This is a genomic window from Pseudomonas rosaeacicularis (genome assembly GCF_057128745.1).
In genome coordinates this window covers 169935-191020 of the sequence record NZ_JBSKHT010000012.1, presented here as the reverse complement: position 1 = coordinate 191020, position 21086 = coordinate 169935, and the positions used below count along the sequence as shown (strand labels likewise).

25 protein-coding genes and 1 riboswitch are annotated in these 21086 nt (G+C 59.1%); of the genes, 12 read left to right on the top strand and 13 right to left on the bottom strand.

Annotated features, from left to right (window positions below; translation table 11 throughout):
* Window positions 1-3: 3 nt before the first annotated feature.
* The 4 genes from ACWKWM_RS17185 to ACWKWM_RS17170 form a co-directional block, all read right to left on the bottom strand.
* Entirely contained in the window at window positions 4-945 is a 942-nt protein-coding gene (locus ACWKWM_RS17185; RefSeq protein ID WP_483847285.1) for a MerR family transcriptional regulator, read from the bottom strand.
* A gap of 3 nt (window positions 946-948) precedes the next feature.
* Complete coding sequence (locus ACWKWM_RS17180) at window positions 949-1932, bottom strand: YbgA family protein (RefSeq protein ID WP_483847284.1); 984 nt, start codon at window positions 1930-1932, stop codon at window positions 949-951.
* A gap of 229 nt (window positions 1933-2161) precedes the next feature.
* Window positions 2162-2377 (bottom strand): TIGR02450 family Trp-rich protein, encoded by a 216-nt coding sequence (locus ACWKWM_RS17175; protein WP_483847283.1) that lies wholly within the window; start codon window positions 2375-2377, stop codon window positions 2162-2164.
* Window positions 2374-3360, bottom strand: coding sequence for an NAD(P)/FAD-dependent oxidoreductase (locus ACWKWM_RS17170; RefSeq protein ID WP_483847282.1), 987 nt, complete (start codon window positions 3358-3360; stop codon window positions 2374-2376). The genes ACWKWM_RS17175 and ACWKWM_RS17170 overlap by 4 nt, the downstream gene beginning before the upstream one ends.
* A gap of 287 nt (window positions 3361-3647) precedes the next feature.
* Between ACWKWM_RS17170 and ACWKWM_RS17165 the strand changes: the two genes are divergently transcribed.
* Both ACWKWM_RS17165 and hemH read left to right on the top strand, forming a co-directional pair.
* Complete coding sequence (locus ACWKWM_RS17165; RefSeq protein ID WP_483847281.1) at window positions 3648-4550, top strand: TIGR01777 family oxidoreductase; 903 nt, start codon at window positions 3648-3650, stop codon at window positions 4548-4550.
* A 14-nt stretch (window positions 4551-4564) separates the two neighbouring features.
* Window positions 4565-5590: a ferrochelatase gene (gene hemH / locus ACWKWM_RS17160; protein ID WP_483847280.1), complete on the top strand. Its 1026-nt coding sequence runs from the start codon at window positions 4565-4567 to the stop codon at window positions 5588-5590.
* Between the two features lie 114 nt (window positions 5591-5704).
* On the opposite strand, the gene ACWKWM_RS17155 is transcribed toward hemH, so the two are convergent.
* Complete coding sequence (locus tag ACWKWM_RS17155; RefSeq protein WP_483847279.1) at window positions 5705-6985, bottom strand: uracil-xanthine permease family protein; 1281 nt, start codon at window positions 6983-6985, stop codon at window positions 5705-5707.
* On the bottom strand, window positions 6985-7623 hold the full coding sequence (gene upp / locus ACWKWM_RS17150; protein WP_483837600.1) for a uracil phosphoribosyltransferase: 639 nt from the start codon (window positions 7621-7623) through the stop codon (window positions 6985-6987). Before upp ends, ACWKWM_RS17155 begins: the two co-directional genes overlap by 1 nt.
* Window positions 7624-7819: 196 nt before the next feature.
* On the opposite strand from upp, the gene ACWKWM_RS17145 reads away from it, so the two are divergent.
* The 3 genes from ACWKWM_RS17145 to ACWKWM_RS17135 all read left to right on the top strand — a co-directional run bounded on the left by ACWKWM_RS17145 (window position 7820) and on the right by ACWKWM_RS17135 (window position 9377).
* Window positions 7820-8377: a hypoxanthine-guanine phosphoribosyltransferase gene (locus ACWKWM_RS17145; protein ID WP_483847278.1), complete on the top strand. Its 558-nt coding sequence runs from the start codon at window positions 7820-7822 to the stop codon at window positions 8375-8377.
* A 160-nt stretch (window positions 8378-8537) separates the two neighbouring features.
* Window positions 8538-9023, top strand: coding sequence for a hypothetical protein (locus tag ACWKWM_RS17140; RefSeq protein WP_483847277.1), 486 nt, complete (start codon window positions 8538-8540; stop codon window positions 9021-9023).
* Between the two features lie 66 nt (window positions 9024-9089).
* Window positions 9090-9377 carry a PA4642 family protein gene (locus ACWKWM_RS17135; RefSeq protein ID WP_483847276.1) on the top strand — a complete coding sequence of 96 codons (288 nt, stop codon included), beginning with the start codon at window positions 9090-9092 and terminating at the stop codon, window positions 9375-9377.
* Window positions 9378-9510: 133 nt separating this feature from the next.
* On the opposite strand, the gene mqo is transcribed toward ACWKWM_RS17135, so the two are convergent.
* Window positions 9511-11016 (bottom strand): malate dehydrogenase (quinone), encoded by a 1506-nt coding sequence (gene mqo, locus ACWKWM_RS17130; RefSeq protein WP_483847275.1) that lies wholly within the window; start codon window positions 11014-11016, stop codon window positions 9511-9513.
* A gap of 739 nt (window positions 11017-11755) precedes the next feature.
* Window positions 11756-11989, bottom strand: coding sequence for a hypothetical protein (locus ACWKWM_RS17125; protein WP_483847274.1), 234 nt, complete (start codon window positions 11987-11989; stop codon window positions 11756-11758).
* Window positions 11990-12165: 176 nt separating this feature from the next.
* On the opposite strand from ACWKWM_RS17125, the gene ACWKWM_RS17120 reads away from it, so the two are divergent.
* The gene (locus tag ACWKWM_RS17120; protein ID WP_483847273.1) at window positions 12166-12747 is read left to right on the top strand and encodes a YajG family lipoprotein; all 582 of its coding nucleotides are present in this window, start codon (window positions 12166-12168) and stop codon (window positions 12745-12747) included.
* Between the two features lie 193 nt (window positions 12748-12940).
* Here the strand turns inward: ACWKWM_RS17120 and ACWKWM_RS17115 are convergent, their stop codons facing one another.
* The gene (locus ACWKWM_RS17115; RefSeq protein ID WP_349796286.1) at window positions 12941-13147 is read right to left on the bottom strand and encodes a hypothetical protein; all 207 of its coding nucleotides are present in this window, start codon (window positions 13145-13147) and stop codon (window positions 12941-12943) included.
* 141 nt (window positions 13148-13288) lie between these two features.
* Here ACWKWM_RS17115 and ACWKWM_RS17110 point away from each other — a divergent pair, with 141 nt between their 5' ends.
* Window positions 13289-13558, top strand: coding sequence for a hypothetical protein (locus ACWKWM_RS17110; RefSeq protein WP_483847272.1), 270 nt, complete (start codon window positions 13289-13291; stop codon window positions 13556-13558).
* Between the two features lie 60 nt (window positions 13559-13618).
* Here the strand turns inward: ACWKWM_RS17110 and ACWKWM_RS17105 are convergent, their stop codons facing one another.
* Window positions 13619-14782 carry a 1-acyl-sn-glycerol-3-phosphate acyltransferase gene (locus ACWKWM_RS17105; RefSeq protein WP_483847271.1) on the bottom strand — a complete coding sequence of 388 codons (1164 nt, stop codon included), beginning with the start codon at window positions 14780-14782 and terminating at the stop codon, window positions 13619-13621.
* Window positions 14783-14912: 130 nt separating this feature from the next.
* Here ACWKWM_RS17105 and ACWKWM_RS17100 point away from each other — a divergent pair, with 130 nt between their 5' ends.
* The 4 genes from ACWKWM_RS17100 to ACWKWM_RS17085 all read left to right on the top strand — a co-directional run bounded on the left by ACWKWM_RS17100 (window position 14913) and on the right by ACWKWM_RS17085 (window position 17068).
* Window positions 14913-15104 (top strand): CPXCG motif-containing cysteine-rich protein, encoded by a 192-nt coding sequence (locus tag ACWKWM_RS17100; RefSeq protein ID WP_483847270.1) that lies wholly within the window; start codon window positions 14913-14915, stop codon window positions 15102-15104.
* Window positions 15104-15364, top strand: coding sequence for a putative signal transducing protein (locus ACWKWM_RS17095; protein WP_349796278.1), 261 nt, complete (start codon window positions 15104-15106; stop codon window positions 15362-15364). Before ACWKWM_RS17100 ends, ACWKWM_RS17095 begins: the two co-directional genes overlap by 1 nt.
* Window positions 15365-15415: 51 nt before the next feature.
* Window positions 15416-16054, top strand: a complete 639-nt coding sequence (locus tag ACWKWM_RS17090) for an SOS response-associated peptidase (protein WP_483847269.1) — start codon at window positions 15416-15418, stop codon at window positions 16052-16054.
* A 195-nt stretch (window positions 16055-16249) separates the two neighbouring features.
* A complete protein-coding gene (locus tag ACWKWM_RS17085; RefSeq protein WP_483847268.1) occupies window positions 16250-17068 on the top strand; it encodes a M48 family metallopeptidase in 819 nt (272 codons plus the stop codon).
* An 88-nt stretch (window positions 17069-17156) separates the two neighbouring features.
* On the opposite strand, the gene ACWKWM_RS17080 is transcribed toward ACWKWM_RS17085, so the two are convergent.
* The 3 genes from ACWKWM_RS17080 to ACWKWM_RS17070 all read right to left on the bottom strand — a co-directional run bounded on the left by ACWKWM_RS17080 (window position 17157) and on the right by ACWKWM_RS17070 (window position 20098).
* On the bottom strand, window positions 17157-17741 hold the full coding sequence (locus ACWKWM_RS17080) for a TMEM165/GDT1 family protein (protein WP_483847267.1): 585 nt from the start codon (window positions 17739-17741) through the stop codon (window positions 17157-17159).
* 87 nt (window positions 17742-17828) lie between these two features.
* Window positions 17829-17949, bottom strand: a riboswitch (yybP-ykoY riboswitch).
* Between the two features lie 39 nt (window positions 17950-17988).
* Complete coding sequence (locus ACWKWM_RS17075; RefSeq protein WP_483847266.1) at window positions 17989-18987, bottom strand: methyltransferase; 999 nt, start codon at window positions 18985-18987, stop codon at window positions 17989-17991.
* Between the two features lie 145 nt (window positions 18988-19132).
* Window positions 19133-20098: a 2-hydroxyacid dehydrogenase gene (locus ACWKWM_RS17070; protein WP_483847265.1), complete on the bottom strand. Its 966-nt coding sequence runs from the start codon at window positions 20096-20098 to the stop codon at window positions 19133-19135.
* Window positions 20099-20404: 306 nt separating this feature from the next.
* On the opposite strand from ACWKWM_RS17070, the gene ACWKWM_RS17065 reads away from it, so the two are divergent.
* A complete protein-coding gene (locus ACWKWM_RS17065) occupies window positions 20405-21034 on the top strand; it encodes a LysE family translocator (protein ID WP_483847264.1) in 630 nt (209 codons plus the stop codon).
* Window positions 21035-21086: the final 52 nt, after the last annotated feature.

The following is a 21086-nucleotide window of genomic DNA, read 5'->3' as shown; positions in this document are numbered from 1 at the left end:
TCCTTAAATAAGCCCAAGGCGCTGCAGCGTTAATTGAGCCGCGAGCGGGTCTTCGGCGACAGTCAACCCGGGTGTCTCATTGACTGATACGGACAACTCGGCCGAATGGATGCGTACCGTTGGTCCGGTCAGCACGATCGGGCAGGCCACGTTGTTGAGCAGTCGCGGCAACTGCGACACGTTCAGGGCTTTGCTGGAGTACAACAGCACGGCACGCGGCTTGAGGTATTCGCTGGCCAGTGCCAGTTCGCCCACCGGCAACGGCCAGTCGAAGACCTCCACCGGGCAGTCGGCGCTACTGACCAGCCAGGCGGTCAGCCACAGATGCGGCTCTAGGGGCAAATCCGACTGATTGACCAACAACACCGGCGCGCCGCTGAGTTGTCGATTGTTGTGATAAAGACGGGCCCCCAGTTTGCTGCGCAACCACGAATAGAAGAACACTCGCTCCAGTTGCGCCCCGAACTGGCCTTGCCAGCGCTTTTCGAGCGAAGCCAGCAGCGGCAGCATCAACTGCTCGCACAAAGTCCGGGGCGGGTAGAGCGACATCGCTTGATTGAACATCTCGTCGACGCGCCGCTCGGCCAGTTCGCTGATCGCTTGCTGCAGGGTCTGGCGCAGCGCATCCCAATCGCTTTGCGGCGTTGTGGGTGGGGTCTGATGAGTGTCGAGCAGTTGTTTGACCTGACTGACAGAAACCCCGCGATTGAGCCAGGTCACGATGGTGTGTACCTGCTGGACATGCTCGGTCGAATACAGTCGATGGCCCTTGGGCGTGCGGTGCGGCACGATCAGGCCATAGCGCCGCTCCCAGGCGCGAAGGGTCACGGCATTGACGCCCGTCAGCCGCGCGATTTCGCGGATGGGCAGCCAGCCGTGTTCAAGATCGCCAGCGTCGCCGTTAGCGTCTTCGTCCTCGGGGGACTCAAGCTGTGAGGTGGTCATGATTTAGATGGCGTTCCGCAGGCTGAGGTTTTCCGGGTGCGGTTGCAGGTAAACCTGAAGCGCGACATACGGATCGGGGTGTTGGCGGAAATGGTGTTTGAGCAGCGTCAGCGGCACCACCAACGGCACGATGCCCTGATGGTATTGATCGATGACGGTCTGGATTTCCTGCTTGTCTTCAGCTCCGATGGTCTTGCGCAGATAGCCACACAGGTGTTGCAGCACATTGGTGTGTGTGCGGCGCGTGGCCGGCTTTTTCAGGGCGCTCATCAGTTCGCTGAAGTAGCGCGGCGCGATCTCGTTGGGGTCAGTCTTACCCATGGTGCCCAGCAGGTTGCCCAACGCACGGTATTGCACCGGATCATTGGCCATCAGCTGATATTTATAGCGCGAGTGGAATTCGGTTAGCGCGCGGCGTGTGATGCCGCTTTGGCACAGAGCCTGCCAGGCGGCATAGGCATAGACACGGGTAATGAAGTTTTCTCGCAGGACCGGGTCATTTAATCGACCGTCTTCTTCCACTGGCAAGTCGGGATGGCGATCGCAGAAGGCACGGGCATAAATACCGGTGCCGCCGCCGTCTTGCGGTGCGCCGTTTTCGCGATAGACCTTGACCCGTTCCAGCCCGCAGGATGGCGATTTCTGCATGAAAATGTAGCCGCAGAGGTCGTTCATCTGCGTGGCCATATGTTCGCCGTACTCGGCCAGTGCCTGAGTGACGTTAAGTTCACTGTCGACGGAGCCGACGGCCTGGGGGTGATCCGGATCGCCCACCAAACGGATGGCCTGGCGGGGGATGCCCATGCCAATGGCCACCTCGGGGCAGGCGGGGATGAAGTCGAAATACTGACTCAGCGCGTCGCTGCAAAGATGCGAGAGTTTGTGCCCGCCGTTATATCGAACTTCTACGCCCAGCAAACAGGCGCTGATGCCGAGTTTTGGCTTGGGAGCATTAGAGATTTCAGGCGTATGTGCAGACGTGGACATGGCAAAACCTCTGTGAACTGCTTGTACAGGATGTTTTGTCTGTACAACTTCTGTTCATCATAGGTTTGTGCTTGTACAAGTCAAACTATTTGTACAGGTTTTGTCGTAGGAATGAACGCCCGCTCTCTGTAGGAGCCAACTTGCTGGTGAGCCAGGCTACGAGGTAGGTGTGAGAGGACGTCTCGCGAACAAGTTCGCTCCTACAGGAGGCCGCACAGTGGCGGGATACTTACTTCCATCCCATCCGCCACGATTCATCATCCTGCAAAGCCTGCCAAGCGAAGCGTTGCGCGCGCTTGGTCATCACGGCCTGCAATTCGATCTCCAGCACCGTGCCTTCTTCGTCGCAGAACAGTTCTGTGACGAGGAAGTGTTTTTCCCGGTTTTGAGGGCTGGCTGCTGTCCACTTTGAAAGCAGCAGTTTGCGCGGATTGAGTCGGTTCACTTGAGATGCTCGAGCAGGCGTCGTGCTGCTTCCTGGCCGCTGAGCCATGCACCTTCGACGCGTCCGGACAAACACCAGTCGCCGCACACATACAAGCCCAGATCCGGATCGGACAATGCACCGACCTCACGCGCGCCGGCTGGACGTGCGTACAGCCAGCGATGGGCGAGAGTGAATGCTGGCGCCGGCATTGCGCAGTTCATCAGTTCGGCGAAGGCACCGTGCAACTGCTCGATGACTTGCTCTTTGGGCATGTCCAGATGTTGCCGGCTCCAGGCGCTGGTCGCGTGTAGCACCCAAGTGTCCATCGTGCTATCGCGCCCCGGCTTACTGCGGTTGCGGGCCAGCCAGTCAATGGGGCTGTCTTGTACGAAGCAGCCTTCGAGCTGGGTGTCCAGCGGCACTTCAAAGGCAAGGGCCACCGCCCAGGTAGGCTCCATTTTCACACCGGCAACGACGCTCGCCAGTTTCGGCGCCGCCGCCAACAAGGCAGTCGCTTGCGGCGCGGGGATGGCGATCACCACCTGGCTGAACGGGCCATGGCTTTGGCCATCTTCGTCCAGCAGGTTCCAGTGTTCTTCGCCGTGAAAGACTTCAGTGATACGACACGAGAATGTGACCGGCATGTCGCCCAGCATGGCGCGCGTGATGGCGCTCATGCGCGGCTTGCCCACCCAACGCACTTGCTCGTCCGGTGACAGACTCAGATGTCCACCGTGGAAGTTGTAAAGCAGCGGCTTCCATTCAGCGACATGGCCGTCGGCTTGCCATTGCTGGACGATGGCGGCAAATCGGCGATCTCGGGCGGTGAAATATTGCGCGCCCATGTCCAGGGCACCCGCATCACTGCGTTTGCTGGACATGCGTCCACCGCTGCCGCGGCTTTTGTCAAAAAGTTGGATGGCGTGCCCGGCAGCATGCAATGCGCGGGCAGCGGAGAGTCCGGCGATACCGGTACCGATGATTGCGATAGGTACAGTCATAGGGGCCTCGTTACCTTGTCTGCACAGACTACGCCGTAGTTAAAACCTGTACAATATTGTTTTTCGGTATAACTTGACGTCCTTCCACTGCGAGGGCCGCGACGCACCCGTACGGCTCGAGGTGAGTCTGGCGCCGCCCGAAAAATCTTCAACTGTTCGAACGACTAGCTATGGCGCCGTTCTCTATAGCGTGGCCTATGGTTCAAGTGTGCGCTTGGATTCTGAGCGCGAACGGTATGAAAAATAGACTACTGAACTGCGACGCACGCCACGTGAGGAATTCAGTCATGCACATTTTGCTGACCGGCGGTACGGGATTGATAGGACGCAGACTTTGCCGGCACTGGCTCAGTCAGGGGCATCAGCTGACGGTCTGGAGCCGCAAACCCGAGGAGGTCGCGAAGCTGTGCGGCGTCGGTGTGCGTGGCATCGCTCATCCGGACGATATCGGCGCGCAGCCGGTAGACGCAGTGATCAACCTGGCCGGTGCGCCGATTGCCGACCGGCCTTGGACCCGCAAGCGCAAAGCGCTGTTGTGGGACAGCCGCATCACCCTCACCGAACAGCTCATCACTTGGCTTGAGCGTCGCGAGCAAAAGCCTGCGGTGATGATCTCAGGGTCAGCAGTTGGCTGGTACGGCGACGGCGGCGAGCGCGAACTGGACGAAGAGTCTCCCCCCGTCAGCGAAGACTTCGCCAGCCGTCTGTGTATCGCCTGGGAAGAAACCGCCGTGCGAGCTCAAGCTTTGGGCATTCGGGTGGTGCTGGTGCGAACCGGCTTGGTGCTGGCCAACGAAGGCGGCTTTCTCCAGCGCCTGCTGCCACCTTTCAAGCTTGGCATGGGCGGCCCGATTGGTAACGGTCGGCAGTGGATGCCGTGGGTCCATATCGACGATCAAATCGCCGCCATTGATTTTTTGTTGAACCGGGAAGACGCTCGAGGTCCCTATAATGCCTGCGCGCCGTCACCGGTCCGCAACCGCGACTTCGCCAAAACTCTGGCCGCGATTCTGCACCGTCCTTCTTTCATGCCGATGCCCGCTGTCGCCTTGCGTCTATTGATGGGCGAGTTATCGATATTGCTGCTGGGCGGGCAACGTGCTCGGCCCTCACGGCTACAGGCTGCGGGTTTTAAATTCCGATTCACCGATCTGCGCGCGGCTCTGGACAATCTGCTGCGCCGCCACTGACTTTAAGGTGTTGCATGACCGATCACGCGTTGCTGCTGGTTAACCTGGGTTCGCCAGCTTCCACTGAGGTAGCCGACGTGCGTCGCTACCTCAACCAGTTTCTGATGGATCCCTACGTGATCGATGTGCCTTGGCCGCTTCGGCGGCTGATCGTTTCACTGATTCTTATCAGGCGCCCGGAGCAATCGGCCCATGCCTACGCCTCGATCTGGTGGGAGGGCGGCTCTCCGTTGGTGGTCCTGAGCAAGCGCCTGCAACAAGCGATGGCCAAAGAGTGGACCGCAGGCCCGGTTGAATTGGCGATGCGTTACGGCGAGCCTTCTATCGACACCGTTCTGAAGAAGCTCACCTCCCAGGGCATCAGGAAAATCACCCTCGCGCCGGTCTACCCGCAGTTCGCTGACAGCACCGTGACCACGGTGATCGAGGAGGCCAAACGCGTGGTGCGTGAGCGCAAGCTCGACGTTCAGTTTTCGGTGTTGCAGCCGTTTTACGACCAGCCCGAGTACCTGCAAGCGCTGGTCGACAACGTCCGGCCGCATCTGGAGCAGGCGCACGACCATTTGCTGTTGAGCTTTCACGGGTTGCCGGAGAGGCACTTGACCAAACTCGACCCGACCGGCAGCCACTGCTTTAAAGATGCCAACTGCTGCCAGAACGCCTCACCCGCCGTCATCGCCACTTGCTATCGCGCGCAGTGCATGAGGTCTGCTTCAGAGTTCGCGCGGTTGGCGGGCATTCCTGATGGCAAGTGGTCGGTGTCGTTTCAGTCGCGTCTGGGGCGCGCCAAGTGGATCGAACCCTACACCGAAGCGCACCTGGCCGAACTGGCAGCCCAGGGTGTGAAGAAGTTGTTGGTGATGTGCCCGGCGTTTGTCGCCGACTGCATCGAGACGTTGGAGGAAATTGGCGATCGCGGGGCGGAGCAGTTCAAAGAGGCGGGCGGTGAGGAGCTGGTGCTGATCCCATGCTTGAATGACGACCCGAACTGGGCAGCGGCGCTGAACAAAATGTGTGAACGGGCGCCGTTGATGTTGTGATCGCATGTTCTCTGTAGGAGCGAATTCATTCGCGAAGCGGTAGTCCAGACAGTGAATTTCCGTCAGTCATTACCGGCGTCTCGCGAATAAATTCGCTCCTACAGGGGCGACGGTTTACGGCAACTGATCATCCAGACGCTTGTTCTTCCAGGCGTCGCTTCCCGGCAGAATCAAGTTCAGCGCGATGGCCGTTACGGCGCACAGCGCAATGCCTTTCATGCCGAAATCATCAGGCCCGTTGCCGGTGCCGATCAACACGCCACCGATCCCGAACACCAATGTCACCGACACGATCACCAGATTGCGCGCCTCGGCCAGGTCGACTTTGTGGCGGATCAGCGTATTCATGCCCACCGCGGCAATCGAGCCAAACAACAGGCAGAGAATTCCGCCCATCACCGGCACCGGAATGCTTTGCAATAGCGCGCCAAACTTGCCAATGAACGCCAGAGTGATGGCGAAGATCGCCGCCCAGGTCATGATTTTCGGGTTGTAGTTCTTGGTCAGCATCACCGCACCAGTGACTTCGGCATACGTGGTGTTGGGCGGGCCGCCGAATGCACCGGCGACTGTCGTTGCAATGCCATCGCCCAACAGCGTGCGGTGCAGTCCGGGCTTTTTCAAATAGTCACGACCGGTAACGCTGCCGACGGCGATCACGCCACCGATGTGCTCGATAGCGGGGGCCAGGGCGACAGGGACGATGAACAGAATCGCCTGCCAGTTGAATTCCGGCGCAGTGAAATGCGGCAAGGCCAGCCATGGCGCTGCGGCAATTTTGGCAGTGTCGACCACGCCAAAGTAGAACGACAGGGCGAAGCCCACCAGCACGCCGGAGATGATCGGCACCAGACGGAATATCCCTTTGCCGAAGACCGCGACGATGACCGTGGTCAGTAACGCCGCCATCGAGATGGCGATGGCGGTGTTATACGGGATCAACTCCGCAGCCCCGTCGCCGGTTCTGCCCATTGCCATGTTGGCTGCAATCGGCGCCATGGCCAGACCGATGGAAATAATCACCGGACCGATCACCACCGGAGGCAGCAGACGGTCGATAAAACCAGTGCCTTTGATCTTCACCGCAAGCCCGAGGAAGGTATAGACGAAGCCTGCTGCCATCACGCCGCCCATGGTCGCGGCCAGACCGAACTGGCCTTTGGCGAGAATGATCGGTGTGATGAACGCAAAGCTTGAGGCCAGGAAGACCGGCACTTGGCGCCCAGTGACGACTTGAAAGCACAATGTGCCGAGACCGGCGGTAAACAGCGCGACGTTAGGGTCGAGCCCGGTGATCAGCGGCATCAGCACCAATGCGCCGAAGGCCACGAACAGCATCTGCGCGCCCGAGAGAATGGTGCGCCAGGTTGGATCGTTGAAGTCATCCGTGCTCATCAGGCGTCCTTTTGCTTGGTGCCGAAAATCTTGTCACCGGCATCGCCCAGGCCCGGAATGATGTAGCCGTGTTCGTTCAGGCGTTCATCGATGGACGCGGTGTAGATCATCACGTCCGGGTGTGCTTTCTCGACGGCAGCGATGCCTTCGGGGGCGGCAACCAGCACCATGGCGCGGATTTCGCGGCAGCCTGCTTTTTTGAGCAGATCGATTGCGGCGACCATGGAGCTACCAGTGGCCAGCATCGGGTCAATGATCATCGCCAGACGCTCGTTGATCTCCGGAACCAGCTTTTCCAGATACGTGTGCGCTTGCAGGGTTTCTTCGTTGCGGGCCAGGCCCACAGCGCTGACCTTGGCGCCCGGAATTAGGCTGAGCACCCCGTCGAGCATGCCGATGCCGGCGCGCAAGATAGGCACTACGGTAATCTTCTTGCCGGCGATCTTCTCGACCTGAACCGTGCCGGCCCAGCCCTGAATGTCGTAGGTTTCCAGCGGCAGATCTGCGGTTGCTTCGTACGTCAGCAGTGCGCCGACTTCCTGCGCCAGTTCACGGAAATTCTTGGTGCTGATATCGGCGCGGCGCATCAGACCGAGCTTGTGACGGATCAGCGGATGGCGGATTTCACGAATGGGCATAAGGGGAAGGCTCCAGCGGCGGGCAAAAAAAACGGCCTAGATTAATCTATTCAGTCGTAACTTGTCTTACCGGTTAGGTTCGGCTTTCTTACAACCTTGGGACGCCCGTGCAACGTTAGTCCAGAAACGCTTGCTCTGGACTGGCCGGATGCGTACCTTTGCCCGCTTTTCTTACACTGCCCCCTTGGAGAGCGTCATGTCCGCTGATCTCGAGCATATCCGTCAAATCATGCGCGAGGCTGACTGCCTGTACACGGAGGCCGAAGTTGAGGCATCCATCGCCCGCGTAGGTCAGCACATCAACAGCGTGCTGGCAGATCGTAATCCGGTGGTGTTCTGCGTCATGAATGGCGGCCTGATTTTCGCCGGCAAGCTGCTGACGCATCTGAACTTCCCGCTGGAAGCGTCCTACCTGCACGCCACCCGTTATCGCAATGAAACCAGTGGCGGCGATCTGTTCTGGAAGGCCAAGCCGGAAGTCTCTTTCATCGACCGCGACGTGTTGATCATCGATGACATCCTCGATGAAGGGCACACCCTGGGCGCGATCATCGACTTCTGCAAACATGCCGGCGCCAGCGCCGTGCACACTGCCGTGCTGATCGACAAGGATCACAACCGCAAGGCGCGGCCTGATCTGAAGGCTGATTTCGTGGGCCTGCCGTGTGTTGACCGTTACATCTTCGGGTATGGCATGGACTACAAAGGCTACTGGCGCAATGCTGCCGGGATTTATGCCGTGAAGGGGATGTAAAAAGCCTGCCTGGTCTCTGTAGGAGCGAATTTATTCGCGAGCGATCTCGGGGCATATGCGGTTGTGTTAAGCGCACAGTGCCTCTCGCGAATGAATTCGCTCCTACAGAGTGTGCAGGATCAACATGCTAGAGTGCCCCCCACTTTTTCGGGAGGCACCCATGACGTTATCGTTTCGTAGTAAAGCGGCGCTGATGTTGCTGTTGAGCCTGCCACTCCCCGCGCTGGCCGAGCCCATGCACGCGCAGTACCTGCCGCCTGACGAGTTGTCCGTTCGCGAAGGCGAGCCCGACCAGCAGCAGTTGTTACAGATCACTGAGTATTCGGTGGTGGTCGGCAGTCAGCGTCAGTCCAATCAGCAACCCATTCCCGTGACCTCGCCGCTGGTGCTGCGCCTTAAAGGCAAGCCCATGAACAAGGGGGCGACCGTTAACGATGTACTGATTCATTTCGACGGCGAAAGCAAAAGCCTGAAAAAGCCAACTTTTGACGACAAGACTCGGACCTTGACCCTCTATTACCCCGCCATTCAGTACCGCGTACTGGTCGATCTGCTGCGCAACGAGAAGGTTTATTGCCAGTTTCTCAGTTACGCCAACGGCCATGTCTGGGCCGATATCCATACCGGGGCCGTACGCGCGCGTTGAGCCTGTGACCGGGCGGGGGGTAAACTGCCCCCCCGTGAAATGTCCCGCAAGTCCGTTGGAGTGAGCATGCGTAAAGATAAGAAGCAGTTGATTGGCGATGAGATCGGCGATGCCCAAATCAAATTGTTCCTCGATTTCGAACCGGTTGACGCTACTTCGCCGTCGTTTCATAAGCTGATCAAGGCCTATCGCGGTCTGCGTGTCGACGATTTCGCGCGTTTTCTGGTGTTCTTCAAGGAAGCGGGCTACGACCTTGATGGCAAGGACGAGCACGGCAATGACTTCGTTGCGGTGATCAAAGATCAGCGAAACGCTGAGGAATACATCGAGTTGATCGACAAGGCTCGCGGTTGATCTTGGCGCAACCAGATCACACCGGATTTCAAGAGAAAAACCGTCGTCAGCTTACACGCTGACCGAAGACTGAAACCCCCGCTGCGTGGGCGGGGGTTTCAGTTTTTTCACTTAAATCAGAGCGAACTCTGAATCAGGCAAAGCTTGCCGCTTCGCTGTTCTGCACCAGCTCCAGACTCGCGTCGCTCTGGGCGCTGACACGCTGATACAGCTGCGCGTCGGTTTCCAGGGCTTTTTCCCGGGCAGGGAAAATCTCGTTCAGCTTGGCAGCCCACTCGGTGCGGGTTTTTTCCGGGAAGCAGCGTTCGATCAGGTCCAGCATGATCGACACCGTGACCGAGGCGCCCGGCGAGGCGCCGAGCAGTGCTGCCAGCGTACCGTCCTGAGCCGATACCAGTTCGGTACCAAACTGCAGAACGCCGCCTTTCTTCGGATCTTTCTTGATGATCTGCACGCGCTGACCGGCCACTTCCAGCCGCCAGTCTTCAGCGCGGGCTTCAGGGTAGAAGCGCCGCAACGCCTCCAGACGCTGTTCCATCGACTGACGCACTTCGCTGATCAGGTATTTGGTCAGGTCCATGTTGTCCCGTGCCACGGCCAGCATCGGCGCGATGTTGGCTGCGCGGATAGACAGTGGCAGGTCCATCAGCGAGCCGTGCTTGAGGAATTTGGTGGTGAAGCCTGCGTACGGTCCGAACAGCAAAGAGGTCTTGCCGTCGACGACGCGGGTGTCCAGGTGCGGAACCGACATCGGTGGCGAACCTACCGCGGCCTGGCTGTAGACCTTGGCCTGGTGGTGTTTGACCACCTCCGGGTTGTCGCAACGCAGCCACTGGCCACTGACCGGGAAGCCGCCGAAACCTTTGCTTTCATCAATGCCCGACATCTGCAGCAACGGTAGCGCTGCACCGCCTGCACCGAGGAACACGAACTTGGCGTCGATCTCGCGAGTGCCGCCACTGTTGACGTCCTTGATCGTGACGCTCCAGCCGCTGCCTTTACGGCTCAGGCCTGTGACGCGCTTGCAGTACTTGACCTGCGCATCGGGTGCGCTGGCCAGGTGTTTGAGCAAGTTGTTGGTAAGGTTGCCGAAGTTGACATCGGTGCCGTGCATGACACGGGTCGCAGCGATGGGCTCATCGGCGGGGCGGCCGGGCATCATCAACGGCATCCACTCGGCCAGCTTGGCTTTGTCTTCGGTGTATTCCATCGACGCGAACGCGTGATGGGTATGCATCGCCTCGAAACGTTTCTTCAGGAAAGAGATGCCTTTTTCGCCCTGAACGAAACTCAGGTGCGGCACCGGGGTGATGAACGAGCGCGATGAGCCGAAGGTGCCTTTGCGTGCCAGATAGGCCCAGAACTGCTTCGACACTTCAAATTGGCTGTTGATCTGAACGGCTTTTTTGATGTCGATGGAGCCATCTGCTGCCTGCGGGGTGTAGTTCAGCTCACACAGACCGGCGTGGCCGGTGCCAGCGTTGTTCCAAGGGTTGGAACTCTCCGCAGCACCGGAATCCATCAGCTCGACGACTTCCAGTTTGAGGCTGGGATCGAGCTCTTTGAGCAGTACTGCGAGGGTGGCACTCATGATGCCGGCCCCGACCAGTACTACATCGACTGCTTCGTTATGCGCCATTTAACGCGTCTCCAAAATCTGCAGCACCAAATTGACGGCATGCGTTCCCCAGGTCAGTTGCCGGGTGTGGGAGGGCGTATTTCCAGGCGTGCCCCCACATAACCCTGGCCGGGATCGCCATGTCCGATTCTTCGCAATTTTTTGCATCTTCAGCGGACGCCACCGAACGAGCCTGCGTTGATACTTGATAGACAAGCATGAACGCATTTTTTGGCCCGAACAGCCATTCGACTATCGTCAAGGCATCCGGTTGTGCAACCAAATCCGTAGCGGACAGGCTTCAGACTCCGGTCGTGGAGACTGCGCGGCAGCGGTCAGTCCTGTTCAAGGGGGCTGGGTCAGATGCTAATGGTGCATTTACAAACGCGTAACTATTCATTTGCTCGCCACACTCTTATGAAGTTGTGAAAACCCGTTTTTTTCACGCTCTTTTGAAGACGTGAACCTCAAAAAGGGCTGCGCGATGGCAGCTCTGGCAGATCAGGCGCGAGTCAGGTGTGGGAGGTTGTCGGGCGGGAAAGGTTCGATCAAATCGAGGGTTTTCTCACCGTAGGACCGCGCGCACTGACGGGCACATGTCTGTGTGGAAGGCTCTCTGTGGGCGAAACGGAGGAGCTGATACGAGGTATCAACGATGCTGCGAGGCCCGATCAGGAGACGTCCTTATAATCGGGGTGAGATTATAGCGATGTAACGTTGAGAATTGATCCAATTTAAACGACTTTTATTCGCCGTTCGGTCACGTCACGATCAATTGCCGGGCGGTAATCGAACGCGCTGGTCGCGCAACACGGGCGCTGGACGGCAATGGCTGATGCAGCCAGCTGAGTTTGGGTTCGTTTATTTCCACCCAGTCCTGACCGGATGGAGGGGTGGCGCAGTGTATGAACGACAGGCAGATGCCGTGCTTGTCCAGGCGTGCGTAGTGGCGATGGCGGCGGCGCAGCGAAAACAGTGACCAGAGCAAGTCCATGGCAGAACTCCGTGGCGTTGGGATGTGAAAAGTGTGTCGTATGGCGATGACACCCCGGTGACATTCCCGTGGCGGAACCGTGTCGCTGGCGCCCGGTCCTATTTTTCAGCTAGTGAGCGATGTTGAGAGGTCGCTATACTGCGGCACATTTTGTGCCTGGCCCATGGAGAATGAGCATGCTGCGTCGCCTTTTGTTCGGTTTGCTTGCTGTTAGCAGTTTGACGCTGGTGGGTTGTGCCCACAGCCCGCAGTCCCTTAGCCCGCAACCCAAATTGAATGCCCAGCTGACTGCCGTCGGTCGTGGCCAGCCTGTGACCGTTCGTGTCGTCGATGGACGTCCATCACAGACGCTGGGCACGCGAGGTGGCTTGTACCCGGAAACCAGTTCGATCACGGTAAACGGTCAGCAGTTGCTGCCGCAGTTGCAGGCCCAGGCCGAAGCAGCTGTGCGTTTGCTGGGCTTCACGCCGACCACGGGCGGTAATGGTCCGCAGTTGACCGTGACCTTGGCCGACCTGAAATATCAGTCGCCCAAAGAAGGCATGTACGTGACCGAAGCGAGCATCAGCTCGACGTTCCGCGCTGACGTGCAGAACAACGGCCGCAGCTACAGCGGTCGTTATGCAGCGTCCATGGACCAGCGCTTCGGCATGGCGCCTAACGAAGAGACCAACACCAAGCTGGTCAGCGATGTGCTCAGCGATGCGCTGACGCGTCTGTTCCAGGATCAGACGATCGGCAAGGTTCTGGGTCAGTAACGGGCGGGATCGCGCCAAATAAAAGCCCCGGTTTCGTGAGAAATAGGGGCTTTTTGTTGGGCTAGCGACGATAAACACATCCGTGGGCGCGGACCTGTCCGCGAAGACGTCAGTCAATTCGACGCGTCTTTATCGTTTGGAATATCGCATTCGCGGACAGGTCCGCTCCCATAGGTACGGTCAGAGTTCGCGCTCACGCCGCCTGCTGATAAAAATTCAAAAACGTGTAGCCCGTGTCCAGGTCCACATCCGGCCAGTCGTGATGCGCATGCCCGCCCAATGCGCAGTAGACCAGCCAGTGGCGGTCCTGCACGTTGAACGCCAGTGCGTCGATCAATGCTTCCTGCTCGTCGCTTGGCGCGATCAAATAAAGGCGATCCTGGTTGTTGGCATGCAGCATGATGTAGCTCCGGGGGACAGGGTGCGGTGTCGAGGTGCCACACAGTGCCCGGTTCAGGTGACGTTAAGGTGACACACGTTAGATTGCCATCTGGATCCCACAGAATCCGGCGTTACTGACTCCGACGCCATCGAGGCCCTCATGCCGCTGCTTCCCTTGTCTCCCGCGATGACCCTGAATTTGTTTGCGCTATTGGCCGCAGGTCCAGGTGTCTGGTTGCTGCAGGTCACCCGCAACCGCGAGCAACGCGAAAACGCCCATCTGCACACGCTCACCGAGCAGTCGCAGATCGACGAGCCGATGCATCTGATGGACGTCCCGACCCTGCGCCTGATTCGCACCTGCTACCGGATCGGCGCTGCGTGCCTGGGTTTTGCGCTGCTGATGTCGTGGGCCAGTACCCAGCTTTAGTCCGACAAACCCTGAAAACGAAAACGGCGCCCGAAGGCGCCGTTCTCAATACTCTGCTGCTTAAAGCGGCAGCCCCGCCTTGACCCGATACTGATTGCGCACCGGCGTTGCGTATTGCAACACCAGATAAGGACGGTGCTCATCGGGGCAGCCCTGCAACCGGCGCTCCCATTCTTCCTCGGCCCGGGCCAGTTCATCAGCCGCGAACACTTCGTCAGCGCGTGGCACATTCAAGGCCGGGTCGGCATCGGCCCAGCGCGCGTACGCCAGGTAATGCACCGGAAACAGTCGATAGCCCCCGAGAATCTGACGGTCCATCTCGATTGCCAACTGTTTGGTGTCCTCAAACACTTCAGTAATCGGCTGCGCGAAGTTCACATGCACGCGGCCTTTGTAGCCGGTGATGCCCAGCGCGATGCTGACATCATCCTCGCCGGGCGCTTTGGTGTAGCTGCCGGTGCTGGCGCGGATGAACAACTCCCGGGCCTTGGCGTGATCGCACGGGTCGTATTCGTAGCTGATCGACACAGGCGTGAGGTTGAGCGAGCGGATGACCTCGCCGAACGGCTCTTCCTTGCGGCACATGTGAAACATCTTGAGGATCGCCGACTCGGTACGGTCGTCGCCGTCTTTAGCGCGCCCTTCGGCCTGAGCGATCCAGATTGACTGGCAGTCAGTGCGGATCGAATGATTGATGTACGCCGACAGCAGGTTGTAGGACGCCATCTTTTCTTTGCGGCCGGTGATCGAGCGGTGAACGATGAAGCTCTTGTTCAAGCGCATCAGGTCGCTGACGAAAGGCTTTTGCAGCAGGTTGTCGCCGATGGCGATACGCGGCGTCGGCAGGCCTGCGTGGTACACCGCGTAATTGACGAAAGCGGGGTCCATCACGATGTCGCGGTGGTTGGCCAGAAACAGATAGGCCACCCCGGACTTGAACTGCTCGACGCCGGTATAGGTCACACCATCGGTGGCGCGCTCGATTGTATGGTCGACGTAATGCTCGACCTTGTCCTGCAACGCAGCGACTGTGTCGATACCGGCGAACTGGCGACGCAATTTGCGTGCAATGGCCGGTTGCAGCATCCAGCCCAGCGAGTTGGCCAGGCGCGGGAAGCGAAAGTGAGTGAGGATTGCGAGGAACGCCTTGTCACCCAGCAGCCGCGCCAGTACGGCTTTTACTTCGGAGTCGTTGTAAGGTCGGATGGCATCGAATTCGCCCATCATGCTCTCTTGTTGAAAACGGCTAGGGTAAAGGTGGCCGGCGCCGGGAAAACAAGCCCGGGGCTGTGAATATCTAGACCGGCCTTTAAATGAGCGGCGATTATACGCAAAACTGGCCCTGGAGACCGCGATGCACGAAATACAACCCTCAGCACCTTATGACTGCCCTTACTGTGGCGAACCGGGGGAAACCACACTGGACTTATCTGAAGGTGACAATAGCTTCATCGAAGACTGCCATGTGTGCTGCCGCCCGATTGATTTTCACCTCGAAACCGACGGTGAACAATGGGACCTGCAAGTGCGTGCCGAGAACGATTGATGCGCAAAATCTACGAGCCGGAAAATCTGATGGAAGGCGAGCTGCTGCAAGGCATGCTCGCCAGTGAAGGCATTGAAGCCCACATCACCGGCCGGCATTTGCTTGGAGGCGTCGGCGAGCTGCCGGTATTCGGATTGTTGGGGCTGTCGGTGGACGATGGTCTGGCTGATCGGGCGCGGCAGTTGATCACTGAGTACAATGGCGCCTTTCCGCTGTCAGGTGATGAGCCCGACAGCTACCCGGACGTGCTGCTGTGCTGACGCGCTTCGGATTTTGTGTCATCAGCCTTCAAAAAGAGTTGCTTTGAGCCCATGTGTGGACGTTATGCCCTGTTTCGTTGGACGCCGGCCTTTGCGGCCTTGCCGGGCTTTCCGGCAGACCAGAAAGCTCAGTGGAACATTTCCCCCGCCGATTCAGTGCTGATGCTGCGTGCCGGGCCCGTTTCCGTAGAGGGTGAGCCGAGCAGAGAATTAGCCCGCGCCCGTTGGGGCCTGACCCCGCCGTGGCTGACCGACATGTCCCGCACCCCCGCCCATGCCCGCGCCGAAACCGTCGCTGAACAACCGATGTTTCGCCAGGCGTTTCGTGAACGTCGCTGCCTGCTGCCAGCCAACGGCTTTTATGAATGGCGCGGCGATGTGCGCAAGCGGCCGTTCTGGTTGACGCCGGGGGAGGGCTCGGCGCTGTTCTTCGCAGCCATCTGGGAAGCCTATCCAGTAGAAGGGCACACGTATTTAAGCGTGGCGGTGGTCACGCAAGCGGCAGCCAATCAGCGCCGCCCTTTGATCCTCGATGCGCAAGGGCAGGCGGACTGGCTTGCAGTGGATACGGAGTTGCCGGTGCTGCAAGCGCTGCTCGCGGCCCCGCAAACGGCACTGCGTGAGAGACCATTGGCTAATCTGATTAATGATCCAAAGCTCAATGCGCCGGAGTGCCTAACCCCGGCTTGAAGCCTCATTACGATGTATTTGTGGGAGGGAGCTTGCTTGCTAGAAGTTGCTTGGGTTTAGAGAAGGGTTGTCTGAGCGGGCCTCTTGCGAGCAAGCTCCCTCCCACGATTTTTCAGGACATGGCAAACCGCTGCCATCTGGTACATGCACACGGTATTGCCTAGGATGTGCGCCATGATTTTCAGGAGATTTTCGATGCGTCAGACATTTGTTCTATGTGGCTTGAGCGCAGCATTACTGCTCGGTGGTTGCTCCGCTGTTAATACAACCAGCGGCGATTCGGTCGGGGTTGAGCGTAAGCAGTACATGTTCAGCATGCTCTCGACCGATCAGGTCAATCAGATGTACGCCCAGTCCTATCAGGAGACAGTGACCGAGGCGACTACCAAAGGCGTACTGGACAAAGACAGCGCTGAAGCCAAGCGCGTGCAGACGGTGGCAAAGCGCTTGATCGCACAGGCGCCGAAGCTGCGTGCGGATGCAGCGCAATGGCAGTGGGAAGTGAATCTGATCAAGAGTGACGACCTGAACGCCAACTGCGGGCCTGGCGGCAAGATCATCGTCTATACCGGGCTGATCGATACCCTGAAACTCAGCGACGATGAGTTGGCGGCGGTCATGGGGCATGAGATCGCCCACGCCCTTCGTGAACACGGTCGTGAAGCCATGTCCAAAGCCTATGGCGTGCAAATGGCCAAACAAGGCGCCGGTGCATTTTTGGGATTGGGCCAGGACAGCCTGGCGTTGGCCGACACCGTGGTCAACTACAGCCTGACCCTGCCCAACAGCCGATCCAACGAAAACGAAGCGGATTTGCTGGGTCTGGAATTGTCGGCGCGTGCCGGGTACAACCCGAATGCCGCGATCACCCTGTGGCAGAAAATGACCGCGCAATCCGGTGCTTCACAGCCTGAATTCATGAGCACCCACCCGGCGTCCACCAACCGGATTGCGTCGTTGCAGGCGGCGATCCCCAAGGTCATGCCGCTGTACGAACAAGCGCCCAAGTCTTGAATGTGTCTGTAGGAGCCAACTTGTTGGCGAGAGATACAGTGCGGTGTTTCAGGTGCACCGCTTCGCGAACAAGTTCGCTCCTACAGAATCAGACCCAACCGCTTATCTGCATCGCCTTGTAAACGGCCACGACCGCCAAGACAAAGAACGCCGTGGCAGCAATCCGTCGAATCAACGTCAGTGGCAGTTTCTCTGCCGCAAAATTTCCCGCCAGCACCACCGGCACGTTGGCGATCAACATCCCCAGCGTTGTCCCCAGAATGACGAGCCACAGATACGAATATTGCGCGGCCAGCATTACCGTGGCGATTTGCGTTTTGTCGCCTATTTCCGCGATGAAGAACGCGATCAGCGTGGTCAGGAACGGTCCGAACTTACGGCCAGTGCCGGCCTCATCGTCGTCCATTTTGTCCGGCACCAGCGTCCATAACGCAGTGGCGGTGAAGCTGGCAGCGAGAATCCAGTGCAGTACGGCGTCGGACAAAAAGCTGCTGAACCAGGCACCGACAGCACCGGCCGCGGCGTGATTGGCCAGGGTCGCGGCGACGATGCCGGCAATGATCGGCCAAGGCTTGCGAAAGCGAGCGGCGAGGATAAGCGCGAGGAGTTGGGTCTTGTCACCGATTTCGGCAAGTGCGACGACAGCGGTGGGGACCAACAAGGATTCCAGCATCAGGTTTTCCTAAGGGGCGGGTCGACACGGCTATGACACGTACAGCCTCCCCGCCCCGGGTAAGGTGTGCGTGTCATAGGTCTTGTCAAACCACCGATCCGTCTGGGCGGATCTGGGGTCGCACGCACCATGGCCTTCGGGCCAAGTATGTTGATGCGTGCCATACGAACGTGGCGTTCGCGGGAGACTACTCCCCTAGGACGGTGCGGATTCTGCCTTCGCAGATCGCGTTGGGCAAGCGCTAATTTCAGGCCTTCTTTGCGCGATAAATGCGAAAGCCCTGGCCCTCAGCCATCGTCGCGCAAGGACCCAGATGCTGCTCGATGATGGGTTGATAACGCAGGAACGTATTAGCGACCAAGCGCAGTTCGCCACCTTTTTTCAGATGTTCTCGCGCTTTTCTCAACAGATTTTCCGAGGCGGCATAGTCGGTGTGTACGCCGGTGTGGAAGGGTGGATTGGTCAGAATCACATCCAGATGATTGGGTGCAGCGTCGATCCCGTCACCCGTGACAACCTCTGCTTCAAGCCCATTGGCGGCCAGCGTCAGACGACTACTGGCAGTGGCGAAAGCATCTACGTCCAGCATTGTGACCTGCGTGTCAGGGTAGCGACGCTTGACTGCGGCGCCCAATACGCCTGCACCGCAGCCGAAATCGAGCACATGCCCGCCGGGCAATCGGTCCAGATTGTCCAGCAGCAGGGCTGAGCCGCGATCCAGCCGACCGTGGCTGAAAACCCCTGGCAGGCTGATGACATTGAGCGGCGCGTCTGCGGCCGGGATTTCGAAGTGCCTGGCCAGGCTTTCCAGGGTGACCGCTTGAGGGGGCGTTTCTACCGTCACTTGCCAGAGCTGGCAATGCCGCGCGCTGTCGAGCTTGCGGGCGCGACCAAATGGGCTCAGCTGGCGGGCAGCCGCTTCGATGCCTGCGCGTTTTTCGCCAACCAGAAACAATTCGCGTCCACCCAGGCGGGAGGCGAGTGCGTTCAACAGGTATTCGGTCAGGTCTTTGGCTTTTGGCAGGAACAGGACGGCTGCGTCAAATGACGTTTCGGGGGCATGAACGCCAAAATGAGTGCGATCGGTAAAGCGTGCTTCAAGGGCAGCGTAGTCGCCGGCGTGCCAGCTCCAGCCCTGTGCAGCGGGTAACTTGCCCATCAGGTCGTCGGCGGGCAGGCCGGTCAGCAGCAATGAACCCTGGAACAGCCCAGCCTGACGGAGTAACACTTCACTGCGCGGGTCCATCTTCGGCTCCTGAAAAAAGGGCGGAGTTTAACAGGGGCAGGCAATGCCGGGGCCTGTAGGAGCGAACTTGTTCGCGAGGCGTCAGGACTTACGCCTGCGCTTGAGTCGCTCGCCAACAAGTTGGCTCCTACAGAGTCAGGCGTCTTTAGCTGACCACCCGAACCGGGGCACCGGCGTAGAAGCCCTGCGCATTTTCATTCACTTGTCCAACAATCCGCTGCCGCGCTTCCTGGCTGCCCCATGCGCTGTGGGGGGTGATGATCAGGCGCGGGATATCGCCGGACAACAGCGTATTGCCGTTAACCGGTGGCTCGACGGTCAATACGTCGGTCGCCGCGCCGCCCAGTTGGCCGTTGCGTAATGCGTCGGCCAGCGCCTGTTCATTGATCAGGCCACCGCGTGCGGTGTTGACGATAAACGCATTGGGTTTGAACAGGCTTAACTCGTGGGCGCCGATCATGTCGCGGGTGTGCTCATTGAGCGGGCAGTGCAGGGTCAGGGCGTCGATTTGCGGCAGCAGCTCATGCAACGGCACACGATCCGGTCGGGCAGGGCGGCCGGGGATTTGCCCCAGCAACACGCGCATGCCAAACGCTTCGGCCAGCTTTGCTACCGCGCCGCCCAACTCGCCGTGCCCCAAAAGGCCCAAGGTCTTGCCTTCCAGTTCGACAATCGGGAAATCCAGCAGGCAAAACTGCTTGGATTTCTGCCACAGCCCTTGATGAATCGCCGCCTGATAATCCAGCACGCGGGTGGCCATCGCCAGCAGCAACATCAACGTGTGCTGCGCCACGGACGGCGTGCCATAACCCTGGCAATTGCTGACTACGACGCCATGTTTGCGCGCGGCGTCGAGGTCGACATTGTTGACGCCGGTGGCCGTTACCAACACCAGCTTGAGGTTCGGGCATGCGTCAAAGGTGGCGGCGTCGATCATGATTTTGTTGGAGATCGCCACCTGCGCACCTTGCAGGCGCTCGATGACTTGATCGGGAGTCGTGCTGGCATGCAATTCAAGCTCGCCGAAAGTCTCACGCCAGGGACTGAGGTCCAGATCCCCCAGATCCAGAGAAGTGTGATCGAGGAAAACGGCTTTGCGATTGTCGCTCATGTACTGGGCTCCTGTAGCTGAAGGGCGCGATGACTTGTAGGACGTCTCCCATAGTGCTTCAAGAACAGACCTCAGTGCCAGTTGCCCGCGAAGGAACGCTGCTGTGTCCGGAACAACACGACCCATGTAGGCGCTGACGAGCACCGCGAGGCTGCGATTGCGGTGTGTCAGGCAGATTGCATCGCAGCCTCGCGGTGCTCGTCAGCTCCTACAACGGAATTCAACCTCCGGCTTTTGCTCCGAATGATGGCGGAGTAAGGTAGCGACCTTACCCGATCCTGCCGCTCTGACCTGCTGGAGACCCCCATGTACTGGACGGAATTTCTCACCGTTGCCCTCATTCACCTGCTCGCCGTGGCCAGCCCAGGCCCTGACTTTGCGGTGGTGGTTCGCGAAAGCGTGACCCACGGTCGAAAGGCCGGGACATGGACGGCAATGGGCGTGGGCAGCGCGATTTTCCTGCACGTGGGGTATTCGCTGCTGGGCATCGGGCTGATCGTTTCGCAGTCGATTGTGCTGTTCAACGCCTTGAAGTGGGCCGCTGCGGCGTACTTGTTGTACATCGGCATCAAGGCGCTGCGGGCCAAACCGGCCAGCGCCTCGAACGCACCCGTAGACATCGCCGTCGGCGAGCGCACAGCCCGCGGAGCCTACACCGCAGGCTTCGTGACCAACGGCTTGAATCCCAAGGCGACGCTGTTCTTCCTGTCGCTGTTTACCGTGGTGATCAATCCGCATACGCCGATGGTGGTTCAGGCCGGGTACGGCGTTTACCTGGCAGTGGCGACCGGACTTTGGTTTTGCCTGGTCGCGCGCTTGTTCAGCCAGCCAAGGGTGCGCGCAGGTTTTGCGCGGATGGGGCACTGGTTCGACCGCGCCATGGGCGGTGTGCTGGTGGCGTTGGGGCTGAAGCTGGCGTTTACCGAGATGCATTGAAACCGGCGCAGCGGTTCAACCCGTGGGAGCGGACCTGTCCGCAAAAGCGATA